Raw genomic sequence first — 25,495 nt, forward strand, 5'->3', positions numbered from 1 at the left:
TAGTTAACATGACGTCTCATTATCGGTAGCAAGGAAAACGGAGGAACCTGCTCTCACAAGGGAACCTTCTTTTTTAGTTCTATGAATCTATACATTTTTTTATACATTCCTATCCTGGCACGGTTTTAGGGCTCTTGTTTGTTACTGGATTAGCCAAAAAACTGTATAAAATCTTGCATGCTCTTAGCGTGGGGGTTTTCCAAAATACTGGCATCCCCCAATATGTGCTTTCTTATGGGTATTTCTTGAACCCTCATTAAAACACTTTCCCGCCCTTTGTCTATCTTTAAAAGTAACTCTGCTTGTTTATCCTTGCAACGAGGCATTGTACTCCTCCTAAAGCCAAACAAATGATTAAAATTACACATCCATATTATACTGATTAAACTAAAAATTCATTCTCTTTTTATTTCATTCATTATGTAAATAAAAAAGGATAATCCGCCCTCATAATGGACTAATTATCCTATAAATCTTTATCTAAATTTAATAAAATTAGAACTTCTTTTCCTATGTATACTTATTTCGTTATTTCACCAAACTGCGCTCTCGTCACTTTCGCCAAGTCATCAACTTTCAGCTCAATTTGTACTCCAATTTTCCCGCCACTTACAATGATCGTTTCAAGCGATTGAGCACTCGCATCAATACATGTAGAAAATAACTTCTTCATTCCTACTGGTGAACAACCGCCGCGAATATACCCTGAAACTTTCGTAATATCTTTAACAGGAATCATTTCTATCTTCTTTTCACCGACCGCCTTTGCGGCTGATTTTAAATTTAGTTCCTCATCTACTGGGATAATGAACACATGATAATCTTTACTATTCCCTTGAGCGACAAGTGTTTTATATACTTCTCTCACTTCTCTACCAATTTTCCCAGCAACTGATACGCCATCAATTTTCCCATCGTCCGGATCATATGACATCATCGAATATTCAATTTTTTCTTTATCTAATATTCGCATCGCATTTGTTTTATCTTTTTTCATAGTGTTCTCCTTAAAAAGTTATTTCATATTATTAAATTTTCTTTTATTATACACTCTTTTCAATTTCTCCTACATAACTTCACGTATTCTTCAAAACTGAAAATATTGATATTTCCAAATTCATCTGATATAATTTGGAAAAACTTATGTTAAGGAGAGATTTTAATGCGAACTTTTAATACGTCTTTCCAACTTCATCATCATACGTAACGCCGTGTATCCGAAGAAAAATTTTTCTTCGTGGGTACAGGGCTTTTCCTGTTGACCCACGAAGCGTTCATAAAGCTATGTGGGTATTTTTATACCCGCATAGCTTTTTTTAATTTAAAAGAGGAGTGATTATGGTGGAAATGAAAAATGTAAAAGGGACAAAAGACTATTTACCAGAGGAACAAGTACTACGAAATAAAATTAAAAGAGCTTGTGAAGATACGTTTGAACGTTATGGCTGTAAACCTTTAGAAACACCAACGTTAAATATGTATGAGCTTATGTCTTACAAGTACGGTGGTGGCGATGAAATTTTAAAAGAAATATATACACTTAAGGATCAAGGAAAACGCGATCTTGCCTTACGTTATGATTTAACAATTCCATTCGCAAAAGTCGTGGCGATGAATCCGAACATCCGCCTACCCTTTAAACGCTATGAAATTGGGAAAGTATTTCGAGATGGGCCAATTAAACAAGGAAGATTCCGTGAGTTCATTCAATGTGACGTTGATATAGTCGGTGTAGAATCAGTCATGGCGGAAGCTGAACTCATGAGCATGGCGTTTGAGCTGTTCCGAACGTTAAAATTAGAAGTAACGATCCAATATAATAACCGAAAATTATTAAACGGTATTCTCCAGTCTATTAACATCCCTACTGAACTAACGAGTGACATAATTTTATCATTGGATAAAATCGAAAAGATTGGGATTGATGGTGTACGAAAAGATGTATTGGAGCGCGGGATTACTGTAGAAATGGCCGATACAATATGTAATACTGTTTTATCTTGCCTAAAGCTCCCTATAGCCGACTTTAAAGACACTTTCAATAATACACTTGTCGCCGATGGAGTAGAGGAACTACAACAACTACAGCAATACTTACTCGCTCTCGGAATAAATGAAAATACGATATTCAATCCGTTTTTAGCAAGAGGACTCACAATGTATACAGGCACTGTGTATGAAATCTTTCTAAAAGATGGCACGATTACATCTAGCATCGGTAGCGGTGGTCGATACGATAATATTATCGGAGCATTCCGTGGTGATAATATGAACTATCCAACAGTCGGTATTTCATTCGGATTAGATGTCATTTATACAGCTCTATCACAGAAAGCAACAACATCATCTACAGCGGATTTATTTATCATCCCACTCGGGACAGAATTACAATGCTTACAAATTGCCCAGCAATTGCGCTCTACTACTTCTTTAAAAGTCGAACTTGAACTAGCTGGACGTAAATTGAAACGTGCCCTTAATTATGCAAATAAAGAAAATATCCCGTATGTGCTAATAATTGGTGAAGAGGAACTATCTACAGAAACCGTTGTATTGCGCAATATGAAGGAAGGTACTGAAGTGAAGATTCCCCTCTCTTCCTTGGAAAATAACACATTTAATAACTATATATAATAAGCGCCACCCTCATTTGGGTGGTTTTTCTAGTGCATAAATAAAGGGTCATTCAGTTTACATAATATAATTATTGATTTCTATAAATGTAATTTTCAACCATATACAAAAAAAGAGGACAGATATGCATCTCCCTCTTTTTTCTAACTCTTTTTATTATTATTCTTGTTCTTGCTCGTCCATAATCTTCTCGAACGCCGCAGATACTTTTTCAAATTCCTCGTCATTCTCTATGTATGAGAATTCATTATCTTCTTCTACTTTTAAAAAGAAGATATCAATGTCTTCCTCAGTTTCTGTTTGAATGTCTTCTACAAAGGCAACTGCAATGTATTCTGCACCTTCGACATCCATCGCTCCAAGCACTTCAACTTCCTGTTCTTCATTATTCTCATCGGTAAGACTAAAAATTTCGCCTACTTCAATTGCTTCCATATTCATTCTCCTCCTATCATACTCTAAAAAATAAAACGTTCAAATTGCACACTTACTAACATATCTTTCCATAAAAAAGTTGAATTCATACAGAAAGAACAACAAATTCTTGCTGATTCAGCAAAAGTATTCAACTATAAGGATATCATTTATGAATAGGAATGAACATATTTTAAATGAGATAATTGGATTAATTAATTTAAAATCCTTCTTTAGATTTCCGAAAGACCTCCATGTTCCATAATGGTTCTTTCATATAGGCAGCTGGAATGCCACCTTTCAATCTGTAAGTAAATACTAAAATAGCACCTCCTATCCTGATTCCTTTCCGTACGTTTTTAGGTTGAGAGATAAATCCTTCTATATAAACTAAAGAGACTTATGCAGCAATTCCAATACATCTTTCATCGCAAAAGGACCGTCTTTTTTTACATGCTCAGCGAATTCCGAAACGAGACGTAACGTTTTCACACTTTCGATTGGATGCTCTCCTGACGCACTTTCAGCAGAAAGCATAACAGCATTCGTTCCGTCCAATACAGCTTGAAATACATCTGTCACCTCAGCTCTTGTAGGAATAGAATGATCTACCATAGATTGAAGCATTTGTGTCGCTGTAATGACATATGTATTCGTTCGATTGCACTCACGAATCATCATTTTTTGCAAAAGCGGAATAAATTGATACGGCAATTCCACACCTAAATCTCCCCTTGCGATCATAATGCCATCCGCTTCTTTGCATATGTCTTGAAAATTCTCGATTGCTTCCATCGTTTCTATTTTTGCAATTAAATTTGGGGAAGTTTCTTTATGTTCATGTATAAAACTTCGTATTTCCTTTATATGACTAGGTTTTCGAACGAAAGAACACGCAATAAAATCAACTTCCTCTACTAAAAGAAATTGAATATCTTTTTTATCTTTCTCCGTAATAGCTGGCAAACTAACAATTGTACCTGGTAAGTTCACCCCTTTATGAGAGGAAATATTTCCACCTGTTTTTATTCTTGTTTCTATTTTTTCCGAACTTATCTTTTCAACGATTAACTCAACTTCTCCATCATTAATAAGAATTCTACTTCCAACTTTCACGTCATTCGCGATCCCTACATAATCAACACTTGCTTCTTCTTTATTCCCTTGAACTGGATTGGTATGTAAAGTAAATAACTCCCCTGCTTCAAGTGTAATTTGTTCCTCTTTCATTTCACCCAATCTTATTTTAGGACCTTGTACATCCCCTAGAATTTTAATAGAATCGTCTAACGATTTTACTAAACGAATGATGTCTTTATGACTTTCATGCGTACCATGTGATAAATTTAACCGAACAATTTTCATACCATTGTTTATTAACTGCGCTAACGTTTCTTCATTATTACTCGCTGGCCCAATTGTACAAACTCGATCAATTGTCATGTCCCCACCATCCTTTTTTAAATGTTTCCCATAAAATAAAGAGAAGATTCTTTTTATAGGAAAGACCATGTAACTAAGGGTGCAAAGAGGTTTTATATGAAGAGAATATTTTGCTGAAGAAATAGCTTTAATTTAACTTTTTGTGCCCAACATTTTGACTCAATCGTTATTGTTAGTTTCGTTGCAATGGGGTACTACTAATAATAAATCTTGTTTACATACGAACGTTAGATTGGGATATCGAAAACGACCTATGGAGGAACCACAATGACTACTCTTCGAAAAAAAATAATGGGACTAACATTAGCGGGAACGGTAGCACTATTTACATTAGCAACAGGAATCATAATGAACGATAATGAGGTAAAAGCTGAGGTAAAAAAAGCAGGAAAGCAACCTAAAAATGTGATTTTCATGGTTATAGATGGGACAAGTTCTTCTGCTACAACATTAGCCCGGTGGTACAAAGGTTCACCTCTTGCCCTAGATCAAATTGTATCCGGAGGTGTTCGTACATACTCAGCAGAATCGGCTATTACGGACTCTGCACCAGCAGCCACAGCTTTAGCGACAGGAAATAAATCAAATTCCGGCTACGTGGGCGTATTACCTTCTGTTGTGAATTCACCTGGCTTAGAACCAGTTAAAGAAGAATGCAAGTTTCGTCCAGTTGCCAACGTCTTAGAAGGCGCAAAAAGTTCCGGCCGCGCGACAGGAATCATTGCTACATCAGAAATTCAGCATGCTACTCCGGCTAGTTTCTCTGCCCACCACGTTAACCGTAAAGATTTCGAAGTACTTGGTGAACAGCAAGTTTATCAAAATATAGAAGTTGTATTAGGTGGTGGAAAAGCAGCACTTCAGCCTACGACAAGCAACGGAATTCGTAAAGACAACGAAGATTTAGTAAAAGTGATTCAAGACAAAGGGTATGACTTTGTCGAAACAAAAGATGCATTATTAAACTCCAAATCAAAGAAAATCTGGGGTTCTTTCTCTAATACTGCCCTTGCGTTCGATATGGATCGTAGAATAACCAATCCTAAGCAGCCAACTCTTTCCCAGATGACGAGAAAAGCCATTCAAACATTATCAAAAGATAAAGATGGTTTCTTCTTATTCGTAGAAGGCAGTAAGGCAGATTGGGCAGCACATGCAAATGACCCAATCGGGATGATTAGCGATGTATTGGCATTTGATGATGCAGTTACAGAAGCATTAGAATTTGCGAAGAAAGACGGTAACACTATGGTCATTGCTTTATCGGATCATGGTAATAGCGGTATTTCCATTGGCAACAGCAATACCACAAAAGGCTATGATACTACACCAGTATCAGCTTACATTGCCCCACTGAAAAAGGCGAAAATGACACTTGAAGGTGCTACAAATAAACTAAAAGATGATTTATCTAATATAAAAGAAGTTGCTGCTCTTTACGGTTTAGACAACTTAACTGATGACGAAAGAGAAAGGTTAAAAGTTGCAAAAAAGAAAGCTGATGTAGGTCCAATCCTTACTAAATTATTGGCCAACCGTGCGAACATCGGTTTTACAACTGGTGGTCATACGGGTGAAGATGTATTCTTATACTCTTACGGTCCTCAAAAGCCATACGGTTTAGTCCAAAATACAGACATTGCGAAAATAATGGCCAAAGCAATGGGCTTTCAATTAGAAGAATTATCTAAGAAATTATTCTTAGATGCTGAAACATCCTTTAAACAAATTGGTGCAACTGTAACGATTGACAAAAAAGATGTACGAAACCCGGTGCTTGTAATAAAACGCAATAATACGGCGGCCAAATTGTTTGTTAATAAAAATATTATCTGTATCGGTGAAAAAGATTATGAATTAGGAAGTGTTGTTGTAGAAAGCAACGGGAAATTCTATGTCCCTGAAAAAGCAATTCAACTATTCACAAAGCATTCTCGCTAAATTTAAAAACAGACATAAAAAAACGCTATCCTTTCTATAGACAGGGTAGCGTTTTTTTCGTTATATGGATACAAATTTATCTTATTAAATCCATTCAACAATAGTATCCATAGTTTGTCTTGTTTTATTAAATTGTGGTTCTCCTTTACGGTATCCAAATGCAACCATAACTGATACCTCAAGATTATCATCTTTTAAAATTCCTTCTTGACGAAGTAAAGAATCTACTTTTTCTTTATCGAATCCTTCCATTGGACAAGAATCAATACCGATTTGAGCTGCACTAGTCATCATATTAGCTAAAGCAATATAAGATTGCTTTGATGACCAATCAAATACAGCACGTTCGGAGTCTAACAATTTAAAATCCGATTCTTGGAATTTTTTGAAGAATTCATATCTCATCTGTTGAGCTTCTTCAGGCAATCCAATAATATCTTTCATCATGTGCTGAATATACTCTGCATCATAGTGCATATCTTTGATGGTTCTTGAAAGAACAATGACAAAATGACTTGCTGTTGAAAGCTGCCCACCTGCTCCCCATGAATATGGTAATAGTTTTTCTCTTAATTCTTTATTTTGAACCACAATAAATTTCCAAGGCTCATATCCAAAAGAAGAAGGAGATAATCTTCCTGTTTCTAAAATAAATTTAAAATCATCTTCTGAAATTTTCTTCATAGGATCAAATTCTTTACATGCATGTCTAAAGTTAAAAGCCTCAATAATTTTTTGTTTTGTATTTTGTTTTGTGTTAGTCATAAAAGATCCCCTTTTCATTAAATTATTATTTAACCAAATTATATTTTTAAAGTAACAATGATACAAGTACGCACATTTATGTGCTATAGTATCAAAAAAGATACTATTGTTAAGGGAGAGTCTTTTTATGATTAGTTCAAAAGAAGATGATGTAAATTATCCATTTTTAAATAAATATTCTTGTCCAGTAGAAGCTATGGTCGAGGTTATTGGCGGGAAATGGAAAGGTGTTATTCTTTATCATTTATTAGATGGTAAGAAACGATTTAATGAATTAAAAAGATTAAAACCTAATATCACCCAAAGAATGTTAACACTTCAACTTAGAGAACTTGAAGCAGATGGCATCGTACATCGGGAGGTATATCGTGAAGTGCCCCCTAAAGTAGAATATTCGTTAACTGAACTTGGCGAGTCATTACGTCCAATTATCCTTTTAATGATGGAATGGGCGACTAATAATATGGAGCAGGTTTTGGAAAGTAGAGATAACACTAAATAGTATTTAAAACCTGTAATTAGCCATTACAAACAACTCAAAAAAGATTGCCTCTTAGGATACTGGCAATCTTTTTTGAGTAAAAGGATTATTTTTTTTAACTTTTTGTCAATATGTTGCGTTATTTGTAAATTATTGCTTACTTTTGTAAAACATAATATTTATCTATTAACTTATTCATCTTAATTGGTTATTATGTGTTTGAGAGAAAATCTCAATTAGAAACCATAAGGAGTGTTTATCTTGAAAAAATTCTTAGTTATCCCTGTAATTGCTGCATCTCTTATCGGCTTAGGTCAAACTTCAACATTCGCGGCAACCGAAGAAACAAAGGTAAGTCCTGCAAGTACTGAGTCTAATCAAGTGCAACTTCCACCAGTTCAATATGCTTTAGAGGCTAATGAAGAGTTCGCTTTTTACGGTTCAGGAATTTACAAATTTCACCATGAAGGCGGGAAGGATCTAAGAGTTTTCCTTAAAAATATTGGTAATGAAACTTTCAGTTATGATTTATATAATTCTAAAGGTGGATGGTTATCAAACGGAAAGTTAACACCTGGACAACAAACTATTAATGAATTTAGTACTGAGTGGTCTGATTGGCTTCCTAATGGTAAATACCAGATTGTATTTAAAAATAACAGTGGTGCATTTTCTAAAGTCAAAATTGCTGCAAGAGCACTAGACGAGTTTGAAAAATAGTACTTTTGGAATAATATTACCGATTGGAGCAGTTAGCTTTTGCTAGCTGCTCTTTTATTCTTTTCGTATTGTTGCTGCCATAAAGTATGGAGGACCATTCTTTCCATATTTCATTACCTCGTCGATATCCTGCAATTGTTGGATACCTTCCTCATCGTTACGATCACCAGGAATAATAATTGATGTGCAATATAATGGTGTAACTGACTCCTCATCATATGGCGACTCTTCAGCGAGATAAAACTGAACTACCATTGGAAGTTCTTCTCTTTTACAGATTTCAAGAATCTGCTGCATTAACGGTGCAATTTCTTCATCATAAACTTCCTCTTTATCGTACATATCAATCCATTCTCCTTTTCTACAAAATGAAATTTTTGTAGAAAATAATGAACTTTAAAAACTACTAAATTGCAAATATAAATACAAGGGAGCGTTTTATATGACTTCCTATCAAAAAATATCTTTAATAGTTATCACTCTTTTTTATCATTGTGATGTTCCTTTTAAATGAAGTCTTTATTTCTTAACACCAAACGAGAATGTACAACAAACTAAAAAGGCCTACTCACTCGAGTAGGCTTTTGAAACTATGAAAGCTTCGTTAATAATTGATTTAAATCTTTTTTCGTTTTCGTCGTTAATGACTTCATTTTATTAATATCGATCTTTTCTTTCTCCGCTCCTACAATTAACGGATACATACTTTGGCCAATTGTTTTATATTCAGTCGGATGTGATGCTTCTAACTCTTTTTCAATGACATCCCACTTCTCATTAATTTGTTTTCCAAGTTTATTAACTGTTTCTAATTTAGGATTTGCAGCTAATTGCTTGTCCAAGCTTTCAATTAATGTAACGACTTCTTTTATATTTGTTTTCACAGCGACGCTTTTCTTCGGATCTTTCGTTGTCTTTCCACTTGACGTTTGGTCTGTCGTTTTCCCGCTAGTTGATTGATCTGTTGTTTTCCCGCTAGTAGTTTGATCATTCGTTTTTCCTGTCGTTTCTTTTTCTTTTGTTGTTTTACCGTTACTTTCTGTTCCTGATGATTCCTTTGTATTTTTTGCATCCTTATCTGTTTTTTCATTCGAAGAAGTATTTGTGTCTTTTTCAGTATCTTTCGTTGTTTTTGACGCTTCATCTGCACTTGTCGTTTTCGATTGCTCTTCATTTTGTGCAGTTGCCTGATCCTTCTTTGCTGCATCTTTATCTGTGTAGGTACTACAAGCTGCCATTGTAAGCATTGTACCAATTGCTACTGATGCGATAGCGACCTTTTTCATTTTCATAAAAATCCCCCTATGTTTACAATTTTATCCTTCTCTTTACGATTCTATTTCCCCTTAAAAAATCCCTTTTCATACGAATCACCATCTTTCCGACAGTAATCTTCATAATAATACGTACAAAAAACGATAAATTCATTTTAATATTCGAGTTTTTTCTACTACATTTTCCTGCTCTGTAGCAAAAGAAAAAGAGTATGTTGTCACATGAAGATTTACAATCTACAAATGACAACATACTCCCCTATCAATTTTTTATCTTTCTTGACATTTTATTTATACAAAAAACAAAATAATTACTAATTTTTTTATTTCTCAACAATTGTTAACATAATATTTTTATGAATAACCACCGTTCGAATGAATGACTTGCCCAGTAACCCACTTCGCTTCTTCACTTACTAAAAAAGAAATTAAGCGTGCCGCATCCACCGGTTCTCCAACTCTTCCTTGCGGGAATTTCCATACTAAATGATGCTGTAATTCCTCTGTAATCCATCCTGTATTCGTCGGTCCTGGATCAACAGCATTGACTGTAATCCCCTTCTTCATAGCTACTGGTGCAACTGACTTAGTAAATGCTTCTATTGCTCCCTTTGTTGCTACGTATGCTAGTTCATCTGGCATCGGGCCTAATGACTGCCCAGAAGTAAGATTTATAATACTTCCACTCGTTTTAAGTGAAAAATGTTTAATAAATAATGAACTTAATAGCATAGGAGCACGAACATTAACCGTATAATGTTTATCTAGCTGTTCTACATCTAACTCTTCAATTTTCGTAGGAGTAGAATACGCCGCATTATTAATAAGAATAGATGGATCCCCTAAACGTTCTGATACCATATACAATACACGATTAGGCGAATAAGACTGCGATAAGTTTATTTCTGCCATTTCACATCGAACGCCGTAACTTTCAATTTCCTTTTTCAACAAAAAGGGCTCTTGATCATTCATTCCCCATGGCATCGCTTTATCATACCGAGGCCAGTACGTGAAAAAAATGTCTATCCCATTTTGAGCAAGCACCTTGCATACAGCTGCACCAATTCCATTCAGACGAGTTGCCCCTGTTACAATTGCTATTTTCTTCACCTTTTCTCCTCCATCTATGGATAAATCCCCTGCACGAATACAGAGGATCTACCTTTTTAATTAATATTTGACAATATACGCTCAGCGCCTAATTTTAAAATTTTAATAAAGATATAATTTACAATCGTAAACATTACAAATAAAACGATAAACATAATCCAAAGTCCTACTTGAAGGAAGAAGTATAATACACTTACACCCGCTACAATAACTAAAGCTATTAAAATATTAGCTAAAAAATTCCACAAAGTTGTATATCGACTTTTAAATAATTTCTGTTCTGTATCCCAATGAATATCTGCAGTTTGTGCATCCCAGCGTGTACCGATTAAATTAATTAACAATAAACCGTTCGCACTTAGTAAGAACCAAAGTATCATGAAGACTGGCGAAATACCTGCTACAAATGCCATTGTAATACCGAATACTCCTAAAATGACTACATTAATTAACCAGGCCGTTATCGCTTTCGCAAAAAAGATATCCGAAGCCTTTACTGGTAAGTAACGATTCACAAACCAAGAGCTTCCATCTCGTGAGAATGACGTTGTTGCAATAACGTTACTCCCCATTAAAAATAAGGATGCACAAAGGCCAACACCAATTGCGAAACCTGCTGATTCTGGATTATCAATATACCCTGTAATCCATTTTAAATTTCCATCTTGTACAAACAAAACAAAGAACAGCATAATTGGCATAACGAAAGTTTGCACAATACAATTTAAGAAAAATTGTGGTGTACGGAATAACGTTTTAAATTCTTTTTTCACATACGCTTTTAAATGAGAACTTTGTACTGTTGATTTCTGTAAACCTTCTGCTGAAATTACCTCTTTCTTTGCTGTACTCGTTGAAAGTCCAATAACCCCTTTTAAATATGTACGCTCTGCAATGTAATAAAACAAACCGAAAAATGCGATAGAAATAAGAATGTATATTAGTACGTATAATATTCCCTTCCACGATGCATTTTCTACTAATCCCATTGCACCAAAATATGTAGTCGGAAAATAATTTGTCATTTGTATGAAAAGGGAGGATTGATTATTTGTAAGATAATTCGCAACTGAATCTCCAGCTCCAGATACTGCACTTTTATTTCTCCATTGCATAAATACATTGATTCCGACGATAAATAGTATACTTACGATTCCAATAAATATACTTCCTCGATCTTTATTTTTCGCTATATTCGTATACCTCATAATAATTGTCATAATTAACGAAGCTAAAACTAGCGGAATGATCGGGAAGAATAAGTAAATGACAATCATATAAATGTAATATGTAATGAAAGCACCACTTTTTAAACCGTAAGTAATAAAGATAGGCAATAAAATAAACGAGCTCATTACGTATTGTGTAATTAACACTGTAAAGAACTTTGCCGAAATAATTTGCGCTGGTTTTAACGGTAACGGTAGCAACATTTCAACATCATTACTATAGTAAAACACTGTTAAAATGTTCATAATACTCATCAAAAATACCCATATACTAGCAACTGCTAATCCCATCGCAATAACAATTCCTGGATCCTGTCCGAGGTGTATCATTCCTTCATATATTCCATGGGTCATCGAACCGAATATTAAAAAACCTACAAATAAAATGGCTGCAAATGAAAATAAATACGCCCATCTTTTCTTTTTATCTGTTATGAAATCTGCATAATTTAATTTCAATAATACTTTCGTTAACGTCCAAATTTTACTCATTGCCCGTCATCTCCAAGAACATTTTTTCAAGTGATTCATTGGATTCAAAATGATCTCTCATTTCATTTAAATTCCCTTTAAACTGAAGATTTCCCTTATTAATAATCGCGACGCGGTCACATATTTTTTCAGCTACTTCTAATACGTGTGTCGAGAAAAATACAATCTTCCCTTTATCAGCATGTTCTCTCATCATTTCTTTTAAAATATATGCAGATTTCGGATCAAGACCTGTTAACGGTTCATCTAAAATCCACACATCTGGTTCATGTACGAGCACACCGATAATAACAATCTTTTGTCTCATACCGTGTGAATAACTTTGAATTTGATCAGATAAAGCATTGTACAGATCAAACTTCTTCGCTAATGACTCTATTCGTTCTTGTCTTACTTCCTTCGGTACTTCATACATATCAGCCATAAAGTTTAAATATTCAATCCCTTTTAATCGTAAAAACATATCCGGGCTATCTGGAACATAGCCAAATGTTTTCTTCGCTTCCATCGGATTTTTCATAATATCTTTACCGTTGATTGTAATGGTTCCTTTGTCCACCCCATGAATACCAGTAATCATCTTAATTGTCGTTGATTTACCCGCACCATTCGGTCCTAAAAACCCAAAAATTTCTCCGCTCGGTACAGATAAACTTAAATCTTTTACTGCATAGGTAGATCCATTATAACTTTTTGACACATTCAAAATTTCGATCATTACATCCAATCCTTTCCTTAATTACCAATTAACTACATTAACATTATAGCATACTTATATTTTTAGATTTTTACATTTTTCAGTTTTTTTAACCTTTAAAATAAATATAAACTCCTAATCCAACGATTAAAACAACGGCTAGTATTATATAAATCATCGTAAGTCGTTTAATATTTCCTTTTGTCGCTTTACTATAATTCGCATCACCATTTCGCCCAATTAACACCGTTCCAATTACAGTAATAACTACAAGTAATATAACGATCATTATCCCAGTTAACATTTCGTCCTCCCCCTCCTTACATCCATTTTACGATATTTCCCTTTTTATTTTACAGAATATTTAACCTTTTTTACTATTATTATGAAATAAATCGCAAAACTATTATTACTATGAATTTCCATATGTGATATATTTATAACATATAGTTATTTATCCCGCATTAACTGGCAGTAAGACTCCCACCTCAAAATTCGGCTGGAGCAAAGAAGTTAGGTGGGAGATCAACTGCCCGTAAACGCCCGATTGGTGAAGGCTAATAATCAGTGGGGGATGAACACCCCCCCACTGATTAAAGTTTCACTTTATCACCCATACAAAACAGCATGAAATACACCTAACAGTAAGTATTGATCCTCTATATAATCCTCATCATATACATCCATCTCGATATAATACATATCTTCCTCAAGACGAATATTCCAATCTGCGATTACATAGCCGTTTCGTAATAATTTTCCAAGCCCAATTGAAGTTTTGTGAACAACATATTCTTCTGTCTTATATGTAAAAGTAAATAAGAAATTTGCATCTAATAACTTTCCGTCACATACAAGTATTTCATGCTCTGCATCATTATTATCGATGTACGTTACTAAAATCCTTCTTTGACGCTGCCTACTTACATCCTTTGCAATGACGCGAATATTGTTCTTACTATCCTTTATTTCATAAATGATATTACTACCGACTTTCGGAATGAAGTCTAGCACTTTCATCAACGTATTTTTATAATAGCCCCGTACTGCGCCTACTCCTTCGCTTCCATTGTAAACCTCTATCAAAGTCGTATCCGCTTTACTATCACACAGTCGTTTATAAGAAAGCTGCATCATTCGCTCTCCTCTTAAGTACTGATCAAACGTCACAGGATATCCTATCGCGCGCAGTTCCTTATTTAGCTCATATAAATAGCGTTGAACGCTCTCTACTAATGTTGTAGTTGATATACGCTCTTGAAGTTCAAATTGCTGCCAACTGGAAAAAACTCTCCACTGATCTTCCTCTTCATATACGAATCCGAGAATTACTTCCTCACGGTCACTCGTTTCATAATTCAATTGTTCTTTCTGCCCATGTTGCACTTGTTCCATCCACTGTCCTAAATAAATGCCAAGCTCTGCAACCTTCATGCATGACTTCTGAAAAAATACGCTGTCACTCACGCGAATTGTTAAATCCCCTTCAATAAAGCCATTTGCATAAGCGGCATACCGTGGCTCATCCTTCTGCGGGATAGCCTTGTCTAACTCAAATAAAAACGTTAACATCCTTCACTCACCTCTAGTTGTTACACAGCTCATACATGACATCGCATCACTCTGAGAAACTATGTATATATGAATATTTAATTATCGCATTATAACACGTGAAAGACCTTAGTATAGTCACTATTTTTGCTTCGCGAACTCCCTCATAATAGAATAACTATCCTTTTATTATTTTTTTCTTGACTTAGAGTTCACTCTAATTATTATAATCAACTCATAGTTCATTCACAATAAAATCAATTGGATAAAATTCAGGAGGGATCGGAAAAGCTAAAATCAAAAGTGGCTGACATTAACGCAGACCTGAATGTTGTCATTCGAACCTTTGATTTATCTGTTAATACAATTGTACATTAAGGTACTAATCAAATAAAAACCTACGATTTCCTGTACGTTAAGAAGTCAGTGATTCTTGCCTTATTTTACTTTCTCTTAATAGTCGTAAAGCTTCTATAATTTATTTAGTACATATAAAAAAGACGGAATCATAAAATCAGCAAATTAGAAAATAAAACAGGATGGGAGTCAGTTATTATGGAGCAATCAAATAAAGCGTTTAGCCAGGCATTAGTAAAATCGTTAAGAGGAGAACGAGGACATCTTCCCATCAAGAATGCTTTATCGGATATAGACGTGGCGCTTGCGGGAAAACGCAGAGAGGAACTGCCTTATTCTATTTATCAATTAGTGAAACACATGACCTATTGGCAAGATTTTCTCTTATTATCCGCTCAGGGGAAGAAGCCTACATTGCCTGCCCATGTAAAAGAGAGCTGGCCTGAAGAAGAATGCCCTGGCAGTGAGGAAGAGTGGCAACAGATTATTCAGTATTTTCTTCAAGGGATTGAACAGGCATGCACGATTGCCCAAACTGTTCAATTGGACAAAACATTGGAGGAATGGCCTGGTGAAACCCCTGGCGGTGTTCTACGGAATATTGCATCTCATAACTCCTACCATTTAGGAGAAATTGTGCTGATTCGCAGATTATTTAGTGCTTGGCCACCGCCAACAGGCGGATATCCGGTCTAAACAAGGAAAGGGTTCCACCCCATGCCCATTAACTTAAGATTTTAAATTACACCCAAAACGAAATTTTTACCACTTTACAGTTATTTATGAGAATTAAATTCATTTTTTTCATTACTGGGGAACAAACATTTTTTAAACTTGATGGAGATAGGGTATAAAAATACAAATTTCATCTCCGAAAAAAATAAAAAAACGATTGCTTGGATCCTAAGAGGCAATCGTTTTTTTTAGCTGTTTGTAATGACCAATTACAAACAGCTAAATATATTATTTTGTGTTATTTCTGTTTTCTTTCAGTAAAATTGTTTTGACTTGGTGCCATCTTTTTTGTCTCATATCTTAGTATATGAAATTATATGCACGATTTTCAAATACATCTACCGTAACTTACAATATATCAACTATTCGACAAATCTTAACAAGATTAAAATGAGACTACCTTTTCTTCCGCCACTTCCGCAATTTCTAAAATTTGTAGCAGGTTCTCCACTTCATAGGTCGGCTTAACGCCTGCCGTATTTTCTTTCAGACTCGGATTATACCAACACGTATCAATACCGTAATCTTCTCCGCCTTTCATATCAGAAGTTAGCGAATCTCCAACCATTAGTACACTTGATTTATCAGTAATCCCAAGCTTTTCAAACGCATAATCAAAAATCTCACGCGCTGGTTTTTGATGGCCGACTTCTTCAGAAATAATAATATGATCAAAGAAGTTACATAAAGGGGAATTTCCAATTCTAGATTGCTGTACCTTAGTGTATCCATTCGTAATTATACCTAACTTACAATCTTGAAGATTCTCACATAATTTCACTGCACCTTCTATAAGATGTACTTCTTTCCCTAAGTTTTCAAGGTATACGTCACTAAAATGCTGCGCGTCTACTTCTATATTATGAAGATCAAATAATTGTCTAAATCGATCTACCGCTAATTCACTTAGCGTAATCATTTTATTCTCTAAATCTCTCCATAATCCATTACTAATCTCTTTATAACTTGCAAGATAATCATTATATCCTGTAGGCATGCCAAATTGTACAAACGCGTTATGTAATGCGTTTCTTTCTGTTTCAGGGAAATCTAATAATGTATCGTCTACGTCGAATAGTATTACTTTGTATTTCATGATGTTCGCCTCAATTCTTAATTTAAAAACTTCATTCTCATAGCTTAATTATAAGCTTATATATATTTCATTATAAAGTGCTTTAACCCGCTCTTTATAGAATACACCTTTATCTTCTATTTTCAAATGTGCTATAAATAAGTTTGCAAGCATGACTGCTGTATCTAACCTATAAAATAAACTAACAATATGCGGGGTAGCGTTAAAGATACTATCATTCTTATATCCCTCTTCAAATTCTTCCCAATTCACCTCATTCGTTTCAGCTATTCTCATAAGCTCCAATAACGGATGACCAATTAGAGCGTTATCCCAATCCACTATCGCTTTAATTTCTCCATTATATCCAATTAAATTGGCTGGTCGAATGTCCATATGCAATAAACTCTTTATATGATCAGCTGTACTAAGAATATGTTCAATTGTTTTTGCCTCTGGAAGTTTAATTCCAGAGTTCGTAATTGTATTAAAACCTTCTATCCGTTTCACAATGCGTTCCGCTATATACTTACTAATCGGCTCTCTAATGTTCTGCTCATATTGTAAACCATCGATTGGTATACTATGAAGCTCACTAACTAACTTCCCTATTTTACATGCAGAAATTGGCATATGATCAGTAGATACATAATCCGATATTAAAAAATCAAGTTCGGCAGTAAGATGCAATCCATGTATCTTTGGCACTGGAATACCTTTTGAATAACAAAACTTAGAAAGCTCTGTTTCCTTTTGCAATGAAATCCGACTATTAAATAAATCTTCATTTATATTTTCTACTTCTCTTTCCCACGGCACTCGAAAAGCTAAAGCTCCCTTTTCTGAATCTCCGCGAAAAACAATATTTTGCACTCCCGTTCCAATCACCTTTAAATCCTGAACAGCTAGTTCCTTATAATCTTGACTTAGTATTGTTGCTAGCTTTCCTCTTAACCCCTCTGCTTTTAAACGTGTATGAATCATTTTATCCCCCGATTCGTAAGTTCTTTTCATCCATTTTCTCCCCGGTGCACAACAATCCTCATAAACAAAATTATAGCAACAATAATAAAAGGAGGCTAATCCAATCAGCCTCCCTCCTCATTATTTATCCCGCATTAACGGGCAGTCCGATTGGTGAAGGCTAATAATCAGTGGGGATGCCCCCCCACACTGATTAAAGTTTCACTTTATCTTCTAGCAATAACACTTTCATTTCCTCTAACGATTCTTTCGTAAAGCCAAGAGCTTTTTCAGCGTATACTTCAACTGATCCATATTGCTTTTTAACTTCATCAATCGCAGCTTGTAAATACTCAGCACGTGCTTCAAACATTGCACCTAATATTGCTCTACTTTCGTCGTTCTGTAATTTCGCACCTAAAAAGGCCATCATTTTTTCATTTAACTTTTCACGGAAACCGTTACTTAGTAAGTAGTCTTCCATTACTATTTTTTCCGGTACACCTAGTAAAAGTAATAATAATGCCGAGCCAAATCCTGTACGGTCTTTTCCAGCTGTACAGTGGTTTACTAACGGTAAGTTTTCCGGGTTTTGCGCCAGTTTTAAGAAGCTCACGAATGCTTCATTACCACTTACGAAATCTTGATTCATTTTCACAAGATACTCGCCTGGTTTCCCTAACATAGAAAGGTCACCAACTTGGAAAAATTCATTTATATTTAAATCTTTCGCTAATTCTTGCATTACTGGTAAGCATACTTGGCGAGCACCTGTAATGCCTGGATTCGGCTTATGTTTCACTTCAAAATCTGTACGGTAATCACAAATTAACTTTAAGCCCGACTTCTGTAAATACTCGATATCCCATTCTGTTAATCCTGCTAATTCTTCAGAACGGTACAACTTGCCCCATTTTACTTTACGGCCTTCAGTCGTTTCATATCCTCCCATATCACGGAAGTTAAACGCTCCTTGTAATGGCAATCTACGCTCAGCTACTGTCACTGCTTGTCCATTACTTCCTACTAGTCTAAAATATGGACGCTCATTTTCACTCGGGTTTTCAATTGTACATGATGATTCTCCATTTACCGTTGCAAGTAATTCTCCCGTTTCTTCAATATGATCTGGTGAAGTACTCCAATAAATACGAACTTCTTCTATATTATTTTCCCACTTTATATGTAACGTATTATCTTCATTTCGTTCTACAGTTGCTTGTAGCCAATTTCTTTGTTGCTTCATACTTTCACCAACGCTTTCTTCTTATAGTCTAATCCTTCTCTATTGTATTATAGGAAAGCTTACTTTGTCGTTTCGATTTTTCTTTTTATCTTACAAACATGCAAAAAGTTCTTTTACTTGTTCAAAATTTGTACATGGATTCCCGCTAAATGAGTTCGAGAGAGTAAGCCATCCATCCTTCTAAAACCTTCTCACATATCGCTCAGTAGAGCTCAGCTGCTGACATCCGTTCTTTTCAAAGACATCCTTCATCCACTCGTTTTGTACATTTGTCTCGCCAATATAATAAGATGCGCCTATTTCTTTTAAGACAAACATTGCCCGTGTAAAGAATGCTGCTTCATACCCTTTATTTCGCATATTTGGAGCGACTGCGAAATACATAAGTTTTCCTTCTTCTAACGTACCTCTTTCAATATGCGGGATTACAATTCCTATTGGCTCTTCATCGATACTTGCTGTTAAACAATGTTCTTTCCATTGCCCACCTATTTCTTGTAGCATCGTATTTACAAATTGATCATAATCGATTTGTTCTCCCGTCACTTCATTCCACAGTGAATAAAAAGCGTCTTCGCCTATCTCTTCAATAAGCTTAAAATCAATATCACTTTCTATATCTTCCACTTCATATATATCCTTAAATACAATCATGTTTTCAGTAATATATTCAAATGAATACGTTTCGAAACATTTCTTATACACATCATAATTTGGGCTTTTTGAAGAAATCTCAAATTGCAATTCTTCTATTCCATCTTTTTCAGCTTCAGCAACGCAATATTGCATTATCTCTTCTAATTGCTCTTCTGTAAAAACCTCTGCATCATTTTCTTTTATCATTATAGAAGAAGCATTTTTTCTTATTTTAAAATGTTTTTCTAACTGTTCTATAGTCATCATATACTTCCCTCATCTATGTCATACTCGAATTTCTACTTGTTCTCCTTGCATGAGCAGGATTGTCCTTGAATATATAGAATACTAGAAAACATTGCATCTTTAAAGTGCGGAGGAGGTTCTCCATTGGATATTACAGCATTGCAACAACAGTTAGAGCTTATACAACAAAATGACTATACGCAACTGCAACATATAGATATTAATGAGTTAACGCTCAATATGCTTCAGTATATCGGAACAACTGATAGTTACGTTCGTTACCAACTTATATATAAATGTTTTGCACATTTCATTCATCATGAATTCCTTATGGATGATCAGTTGAAATTACTTCTACAAACTTGTTTAAGTGATGAGTATTTATATTGTGACATTCACTCCCCACTTACAGATGGGGTTTTCACACGTTCTTATACTGTTTCGTTACTTGCATTAATACTCCAATTCGCTAACTCGCACTACTTTTTTACAGAGGAGGATATCGAAGAAATAAAAAACAAACTCATTACATACACAAACTTAGAAATGGATTTTCGAGGCTATATTGAAAATAAAGGATGGGCTCATTGTCTTGCCCACGTATCTGATGCCTTTTCTGAAATTGTTCACAATTCCTATACGACCTTTGAATGGTACGAGGAATTAATTCATTGTTTATTAAATAAAATTTTCATCCCATCGGATCTTTTTCATAATAATGAAGATGAACGAATTGTTACACCGTTACTATCTATGCTATATCATGACTTTCCGCAAGATGAGTTAATTTCAATTATTTATAAAAAAATAAAAAGGCTTCCTCAAATTAGAAAACGCCTTTCCCTTAATGAGTATTGTATTTTATGCGCAAACATTAAAATCTTTTTACGCACATTATTTTTTAGAACAAAAGATGATCATAACTTAGCATTTACAGCACGTAAAACAGAAAAAATGTTAAAAGAACTGCCTAATTATTATTAAATATAAGGAGAAGAATTATGGGCTATATTGAAGACATGAGAAATCTAGTAGGAAATCATCCACTCATTTTAATCGGATCACACGCCATTATATTAAATGAGAAAAATGAAATATTACTGCAGCTCCGTACAGATTTTAACCGCTGGGGTATTATTGGTGGCGCCTTAGAATATAACGAAACGTTAGAAGACGCTTTACAACGAGAAGTATATGAAGAAACTGGACTTATCATTAAAAATCCAGAACTATTCCGTACATACTCAGGACCTGATTTCTTTCAAATCTATCCAAACGGCGATCAAGTACACGGTGTACTCGCTGTTTATATTTGCCGAGAATTCCACGGTGAGCTTGTATGCGATCAAACGGAATCGAAAGAACTGCGCTTCTTTTCACTTGATGAATTACCTAGTAATCTCCCTCCTGTTATTGATAGGATTATTACAGATTACCAGCAAAAACAAGGGAACGCTTAACGTTCCCTCTCAAATCCGATTCGTTTTTTAATTTCCGCTAAATTTACCTTCGCGATAGCTCGTGCCCTCTCAGCACCTCTCTCTAACGCTTCATATAATAAATGCGGCTCATTCATATACATTTCGTATTTTTCCCGAGGACCTGCTAATTCACGGTCAACAACACGGAATAATTCTTTTTTCACATCGCCCCATCCAATGCCGGTCTCATACTTTTCACGCATCGACTGCATTTCATCTTCTGTCGCAAATTCTTTATAAATTGTAAATAACGTTTCTAGCTCTTTCGGTTCATTTGGAAGTGAAGAATCGGTTTTGATTTTAAATATTAACTTTCGTAGCTTTTCTTGCTCTGCAAATAACGGGATCACATTTCCGTAACTTTTACTCATTTTTCTTCCATCAAGACCAGGTAATATTGCACCTTCTTCTTGTATGACATACTCCGGAAGTGTAAATGTCGTGCCGAATGTATGATTAAAATACGTCGCAATATCACGCGCAATTTCAATATGCTGAATTTGGTCTTTTCCAACTGGTACATGAGTAGCTTGAAATAGTAATATGTCAGCTGCCATTAAAATCGGATACGTATATAATCCCATATTCACACCTGCATCAATTTCTAATCCCGCTTCTTTATTTTGCTCTACCTTCGCTTTATACGCATGGGCACGGTTCATAAGCCCTTTCGGAGTTAGACAAGCTAATATCCAAGCTAATTCTAGAATTTCCGGCACTTCCGTTTGTCGGTAAAAAATAACGTCTTCGCTAAGTCCAAGTGATAACCAAGTAGCTGCTACCTCTTTCGTATAACTACTGAACTTTGCTGGATCATGCACAGCATTTAACGCATGATAATCAGCTATAAAGTACAATGCTTTTCCTTCATTATTTTTTGACATTTGCAATGCAGGTTTAATTGCACCAATATAATTTCCTAAATGCGGATAACCTGTCGGCTTAATTCCTGTTAACATTATTTTCCCACTCATACTAACTCCTCCTTTCTCAAAATAAAAAACAAAAAGAGCCTCTCATCCTTAAAAAAGGACGAGAGACTCCCGCGGTACCACCTTTATTAGCTATCATTAGCTCACTTCATACTTCGATAACGTGAAGTAACCGTCTTTACCTACTCATTTCAGTTAGAAGCTCCAGAGCCCATTCCATATTCATCCCTTACTGATTCCCACCACATATCAGCTCTCTGAAAAGTTTTGAACATGTACTCTTCTCTTTCATTGCTTTTTCGTTTTTTACAGTTTATCACATTCCCTTTCCAATTAAACCCTGATTTTCTGTTTTATATAGCAGGAATTTCCACCTTGATTGTCTAATAGTATATAGGTTTGCAGAAATACTCGAAACAACTTTGGAGGTTTTTTCATGGTAAAATATATATCCATTTTAGGTTCAACAGGATCCATTGGCACATCTGCATTAGATGTCGTTTCCGCTCATCCTGAACATTTTAAAATCGTCGGTTTAACCGCGAATTATAATATCGATCTTCTCGAAAAACAAATCGAATCGTTTCAGCCTCGTATTGTAAGCGTAGCGACAAAAGAATTAGCGGATACATTACGTTCTCGTATTTCAACAAATACAAAAATTACATATGGAACTGATGGTTTACTTGAAGTATCTACCCATCCTGATACAAATCTTGTATTAAGTTCAGTTGTCGGTGTTTCAGGTTTACTCCCAACAATTGAAGCATTAAAGGCGAAGAAAGATATCGCTATCGCTAACAAAGAAACTTTAGTTGCAGCTGGACATATTGTCACCGAACTAGCGAAACAAAACGGATGCCGCCTAATTCCAGTTGATAGTGAACATTCAGCCATTTTCCAATGTTTAAATGGGGAAAATAATAAGGAAATCGAAAAATTAATTGTTACAGCTTCTGGCGGCGCTTTTCGTGATAAAACACGTGAAGAAATGAAAACATTACAAGCGAAGGATGCTTTAAAACACCCAAACTGGTTAATGGGCGCAAAACTAACGATAGATTCTGCCACGTTAATGAATAAAGGGTTTGAAGTGATGGAAGCTAAGTGGCTATTCGATATTCCTTATGAAAAAATTGATGTTATGATTCATAAAGAAAGTATCATTCACTCTTTAGTGGAATTTATTGATGGATCAGTCATGGCACAGCTCGGTGCTCCTGATATGAGAATGCCGATTCAATATGCGTTTCACTACCCTACTCGACTACCTTCATCCTATGAAAAATTAAATTTATTAGAAATTGGTAGTTTGCATTTTGAAAAACCAAATTTAGAGAAGTTCCCCTGTCTACAATATGCATTTGAATGTGGAAAAATTGGCGGTACAACTCCGGCCGTATTAAATGCAGCGAACGAAATTGCAAATGCACTATTTCTTAAAAATGAAATTGCATTTTTCGATATCGAAAAAACAATTTACAATACAGTTGAAGCTCATCATAACGTAAAAGATCCTTCACTCGATGATATATTAGAAGCTGATCAATGGGCACGCCAATACGCAAATCAATTGTTAATGAAAAAGAGCTAAAACAGGTTTCTCTGTTTTAGCTCTTTTTTCACGTATTCAACTTCACAAATCTATAACCGTGCGTAACTAAAACTTTTAATATCGCATACCCTGGAATTGCTAAAATAATCCCCATAATTCCAAATAAATTTCCCGCAGTTAAAATGATAAATATAATAGTAATCGGGTGAATATCTAACTTTTTCCCCATGACTTGCGGAGAAATAAATTTACCTTCTGCTAATTGTACAATCATCATAACGATAATTACTTTTAACACCATTGATGGCGAGTCGATAAATGCGATAATTAAAGCCGGTGTAATTGCAATGATTGGTCCTACGTACGGAACGATATTTACAATCATCGCTAAAATAGCAAGTAGTACCGCATATTTAATACCAATAATAAGATAACCGATTAATAGCATAATACCGATAAATAAACTAACAATAATTTGTCCTCTAATATACGAACTAATCGCATAATGCATATCATCTAGTATTCTCTTCGCAGCTGGTTGTCTTTGCTCAGATATAAACTTTAAAAAATGATTCGGTAATTGCTCACCATCTTTTAAAAGATAGAACAAAATAAATGGAACCATTACAAATGTTAAAACAACTTCAGTAATTGTACTTAAAAATCCAGTTACATTTCCTGTTACTGATGATAATGATTTTGTAAAGTTCATTGTAGAATCTTTTACGATATTAGCAAAATCAATATTTAAACTTTCCTGCATTCTACCAATTACATTACTTTCTCCAAATTTACGTGCTGCCCTTTCGATTTCATGCCCGAAATATGGCAAGTTATCTATTAAAGCATTTACTTGATCTTTAATAATTGGAATAACCGTGACCGCAAGAAAAACAAATAATCCAAGAACAATTATATATATCGAGGCAATTGACACAATTCTCGACACACCTTTTCTTTCTAAAAGAGAAACGAATGGATGCAATATATAAAATAGTACTCCCGCTAATAATACTGGGAAAAAGATTGTTTTTAAAAATACGACGAACGGTGTAAAGACGAATGATATTTTTGTAAGTAATAATATATTTACAAACAGCAACGCGAATCCAAGTAGTACAGCTAAATAATTTTGTTCTTTAAAAAACTTTTTCAACTTATCTCTTTTTCTTATATTTACTTTTTCCAAGTGTACCACCTCTCTAATTAGGAAAAGCCCTAAAAGGGCTTTATAAAACAATCAGTAATAGCCTTTATTTTCTTGCAGCTTTTACTACAAATGATACAATAAGAATTAACACAATTGCACCTAATAATGCTGGTACGACATGAATCCCACCAAACGATGGCCCAAAAGATCCAAATAATCTACTACCTAGCCAAGCTCCTAGTAAACCAGCAATTATATTTCCAAACATACCAGCTGGAAAATTTTTACCCGTTATAGAACTAGCAATTATACCTATAATAGCACCAACTATTAATGTAATAATCCATCCCATTTTTAGTCCCTCA

The 25,495-nt window shown here is 34.8% G+C and carries 27 protein-coding genes and 1 other annotated feature; of the genes, 8 read left to right on the top strand and 19 right to left on the bottom strand.

Annotated features, from left to right (window positions below; all coding sequences use genetic code 11):
• Positions 1–149: 149 nt before the first annotated feature.
• Together NSS97_RS17010 and ybaK are read right to left on the bottom strand one after the other, a co-directional pair.
• Positions 150–326, bottom strand: coding sequence for a hypothetical protein (locus tag NSS97_RS17010; RefSeq protein ID WP_165927688.1), 177 nt, complete (start codon positions 324–326; stop codon positions 150–152).
• 194 nt (positions 327–520) lie between these two features.
• Positions 521–997, bottom strand: coding sequence for a Cys-tRNA(Pro) deacylase (gene ybaK / locus NSS97_RS17015; protein WP_107888007.1), 477 nt, complete (start codon positions 995–997; stop codon positions 521–523).
• A gap of 341 nt (positions 998–1,338) precedes the next feature.
• Here ybaK and NSS97_RS17020 point away from each other — a divergent pair, with 341 nt between their 5' ends.
• Positions 1,339–2,634, top strand: coding sequence for a histidine--tRNA ligase (locus NSS97_RS17020; protein WP_341113555.1), 1,296 nt, complete (start codon positions 1,339–1,341; stop codon positions 2,632–2,634).
• 159 nt (positions 2,635–2,793) lie between these two features.
• Here the strand turns inward: NSS97_RS17020 and NSS97_RS17025 are convergent, their stop codons facing one another.
• Together NSS97_RS17025 and NSS97_RS17030 are read right to left on the bottom strand one after the other, a co-directional pair.
• Positions 2,794–3,075, bottom strand: a complete 282-nt coding sequence (locus NSS97_RS17025; protein WP_002013967.1) for a DUF1292 domain-containing protein — start codon at positions 3,073–3,075, stop codon at positions 2,794–2,796.
• A 363-nt stretch (positions 3,076–3,438) separates the two neighbouring features.
• A complete protein-coding gene (locus NSS97_RS17030; protein ID WP_341113557.1) occupies positions 3,439–4,491 on the bottom strand; it encodes a pyruvate kinase in 1,053 nt (350 codons plus the stop codon).
• A gap of 267 nt (positions 4,492–4,758) precedes the next feature.
• On the opposite strand from NSS97_RS17030, the gene NSS97_RS17035 reads away from it, so the two are divergent.
• Positions 4,759–6,432, top strand: coding sequence for an alkaline phosphatase (locus NSS97_RS17035; RefSeq protein WP_341113560.1), 1,674 nt, complete (start codon positions 4,759–4,761; stop codon positions 6,430–6,432).
• An 84-nt stretch (positions 6,433–6,516) separates the two neighbouring features.
• Here the strand turns inward: NSS97_RS17035 and NSS97_RS17040 are convergent, their stop codons facing one another.
• A complete protein-coding gene (locus NSS97_RS17040; RefSeq protein WP_107888003.1) occupies positions 6,517–7,197 on the bottom strand; it encodes an NAD(P)H-dependent oxidoreductase in 681 nt (226 codons plus the stop codon).
• A 127-nt stretch (positions 7,198–7,324) separates the two neighbouring features.
• Here NSS97_RS17040 and NSS97_RS17045 point away from each other — a divergent pair, with 127 nt between their 5' ends.
• Positions 7,325–7,699, top strand: coding sequence for a winged helix-turn-helix transcriptional regulator (locus tag NSS97_RS17045; protein ID WP_002167960.1), 375 nt, complete (start codon positions 7,325–7,327; stop codon positions 7,697–7,699).
• A 240-nt stretch (positions 7,700–7,939) separates the two neighbouring features.
• Positions 7,940–8,398 carry a hypothetical protein gene (locus NSS97_RS17050; RefSeq protein ID WP_107888002.1) on the top strand — a complete coding sequence of 153 codons (459 nt, stop codon included), beginning with the start codon at positions 7,940–7,942 and terminating at the stop codon, positions 8,396–8,398.
• Positions 8,399–8,452: 54 nt separating this feature from the next.
• Here NSS97_RS17050 and NSS97_RS17055 read toward each other — a convergent pair whose 3' ends face one another.
• From NSS97_RS17055 to NSS97_RS17085, 7 genes are all read right to left on the bottom strand, one after another.
• On the bottom strand, positions 8,453–8,740 hold the full coding sequence (locus NSS97_RS17055; protein WP_044443329.1) for a hypothetical protein: 288 nt from the start codon (positions 8,738–8,740) through the stop codon (positions 8,453–8,455).
• Positions 8,741–8,988: 248 nt separating this feature from the next.
• A complete protein-coding gene (locus tag NSS97_RS17060; protein WP_341113565.1) occupies positions 8,989–9,690 on the bottom strand; it encodes a hypothetical protein in 702 nt (233 codons plus the stop codon).
• A 336-nt stretch (positions 9,691–10,026) separates the two neighbouring features.
• Positions 10,027–10,785 carry an SDR family oxidoreductase gene (locus NSS97_RS17065; RefSeq protein ID WP_044443324.1) on the bottom strand — a complete coding sequence of 253 codons (759 nt, stop codon included), beginning with the start codon at positions 10,783–10,785 and terminating at the stop codon, positions 10,027–10,029.
• A 56-nt stretch (positions 10,786–10,841) separates the two neighbouring features.
• Complete coding sequence (locus tag NSS97_RS17070; protein ID WP_002167957.1) at positions 10,842–12,506, bottom strand: putative ABC transporter permease subunit; 1,665 nt, start codon at positions 12,504–12,506, stop codon at positions 10,842–10,844.
• Positions 12,499–13,224, bottom strand: coding sequence for an ABC transporter ATP-binding protein (locus NSS97_RS17075; RefSeq protein ID WP_002033261.1), 726 nt, complete (start codon positions 13,222–13,224; stop codon positions 12,499–12,501). Before NSS97_RS17075 ends, NSS97_RS17070 begins: the two co-directional genes overlap by 8 nt.
• An 88-nt stretch (positions 13,225–13,312) precedes the next feature.
• Positions 13,313–13,507 (bottom strand): hypothetical protein, encoded by a 195-nt coding sequence (locus tag NSS97_RS17080; protein ID WP_002142517.1) that lies wholly within the window; start codon positions 13,505–13,507, stop codon positions 13,313–13,315.
• A 305-nt stretch (positions 13,508–13,812) separates the two neighbouring features.
• Positions 13,813–14,775 (bottom strand): tubby C-terminal domain-like protein, encoded by a 963-nt coding sequence (locus NSS97_RS17085; RefSeq protein ID WP_012261291.1) that lies wholly within the window; start codon positions 14,773–14,775, stop codon positions 13,813–13,815.
• A 534-nt stretch (positions 14,776–15,309) separates the two neighbouring features.
• On the opposite strand from NSS97_RS17085, the gene NSS97_RS17090 reads away from it, so the two are divergent.
• Positions 15,310–15,807, top strand: coding sequence for a DinB family protein (locus NSS97_RS17090; protein ID WP_002128293.1), 498 nt, complete (start codon positions 15,310–15,312; stop codon positions 15,805–15,807).
• 424 nt (positions 15,808–16,231) lie between these two features.
• On the opposite strand, the gene NSS97_RS17095 is transcribed toward NSS97_RS17090, so the two are convergent.
• From NSS97_RS17095 to NSS97_RS17110, 4 genes are all read right to left on the bottom strand, one after another.
• Positions 16,232–16,942, bottom strand: a complete 711-nt coding sequence (locus tag NSS97_RS17095; protein WP_107888000.1) for a YjjG family noncanonical pyrimidine nucleotidase — start codon at positions 16,940–16,942, stop codon at positions 16,232–16,234.
• Positions 16,943–16,990: 48 nt separating this feature from the next.
• Positions 16,991–17,935 (bottom strand): phosphotransferase family protein, encoded by a 945-nt coding sequence (locus tag NSS97_RS17100; protein WP_044443315.1) that lies wholly within the window; start codon positions 17,933–17,935, stop codon positions 16,991–16,993.
• 163 nt (positions 17,936–18,098) lie between these two features.
• The gene (locus tag NSS97_RS17105; RefSeq protein WP_107887998.1) at positions 18,099–19,130 is read right to left on the bottom strand and encodes a tyrosine-protein phosphatase; all 1,032 of its coding nucleotides are present in this window, start codon (positions 19,128–19,130) and stop codon (positions 18,099–18,101) included.
• Positions 19,131–19,310: 180 nt separating this feature from the next.
• Positions 19,311–20,033, bottom strand: coding sequence for a GNAT family N-acetyltransferase (locus NSS97_RS17110; RefSeq protein WP_044443311.1), 723 nt, complete (start codon positions 20,031–20,033; stop codon positions 19,311–19,313).
• A gap of 123 nt (positions 20,034–20,156) precedes the next feature.
• On the opposite strand from NSS97_RS17110, the gene NSS97_RS17115 reads away from it, so the two are divergent.
• The gene (locus tag NSS97_RS17115) at positions 20,157–20,996 is read left to right on the top strand and encodes a DUF2785 domain-containing protein (RefSeq protein ID WP_002013997.1); all 840 of its coding nucleotides are present in this window, start codon (positions 20,157–20,159) and stop codon (positions 20,994–20,996) included.
• Between the two features lie 17 nt (positions 20,997–21,013).
• Positions 21,014–21,472 carry an NUDIX hydrolase gene (locus tag NSS97_RS17120; RefSeq protein WP_088293872.1) on the top strand — a complete coding sequence of 153 codons (459 nt, stop codon included), beginning with the start codon at positions 21,014–21,016 and terminating at the stop codon, positions 21,470–21,472.
• Here the strand turns inward: NSS97_RS17120 and NSS97_RS17125 are convergent.
• Positions 21,469–22,467 (bottom strand): tryptophan--tRNA ligase, encoded by a 999-nt coding sequence (locus tag NSS97_RS17125; RefSeq protein WP_341113578.1) that lies wholly within the window; start codon positions 22,465–22,467, stop codon positions 21,469–21,471. The two genes, NSS97_RS17120 and NSS97_RS17125, sit on opposite strands and share 4 nt — an antisense overlap.
• A 51-nt stretch (positions 22,468–22,518) precedes the next feature.
• Positions 22,519–22,726: a binding site (T-box leader), on the bottom strand.
• Between the two features lie 135 nt (positions 22,727–22,861).
• Here NSS97_RS17125 and NSS97_RS17130 point away from each other — a divergent pair.
• Positions 22,862–24,019 (top strand): 1-deoxy-D-xylulose-5-phosphate reductoisomerase, encoded by a 1,158-nt coding sequence (locus tag NSS97_RS17130; protein WP_002084398.1) that lies wholly within the window; start codon positions 22,862–22,864, stop codon positions 24,017–24,019.
• Positions 24,020–24,047: 28 nt separating this feature from the next.
• Here the strand turns inward: NSS97_RS17130 and NSS97_RS17135 are convergent, their stop codons facing one another.
• Entirely contained in the window at positions 24,048–25,169 is a 1,122-nt protein-coding gene (locus tag NSS97_RS17135) for an AI-2E family transporter (protein WP_002033358.1), read from the bottom strand.
• A gap of 64 nt (positions 25,170–25,233) precedes the next feature.
• Positions 25,234–25,482, bottom strand: a complete 249-nt coding sequence (locus NSS97_RS17140) for a GlsB/YeaQ/YmgE family stress response membrane protein (RefSeq protein ID WP_002033357.1) — start codon at positions 25,480–25,482, stop codon at positions 25,234–25,236.
• Positions 25,483–25,495 lie beyond the last annotated feature (13 nt).

Origin of the sequence: Bacillus sp. FSL R12-0074 (assembly GCF_038005725.1) — a bacterium.
Taxonomy (GTDB): Bacteria; Bacillota; Bacilli; order Bacillales; family Bacillaceae_G; genus Bacillus_A; species Bacillus_A mycoides.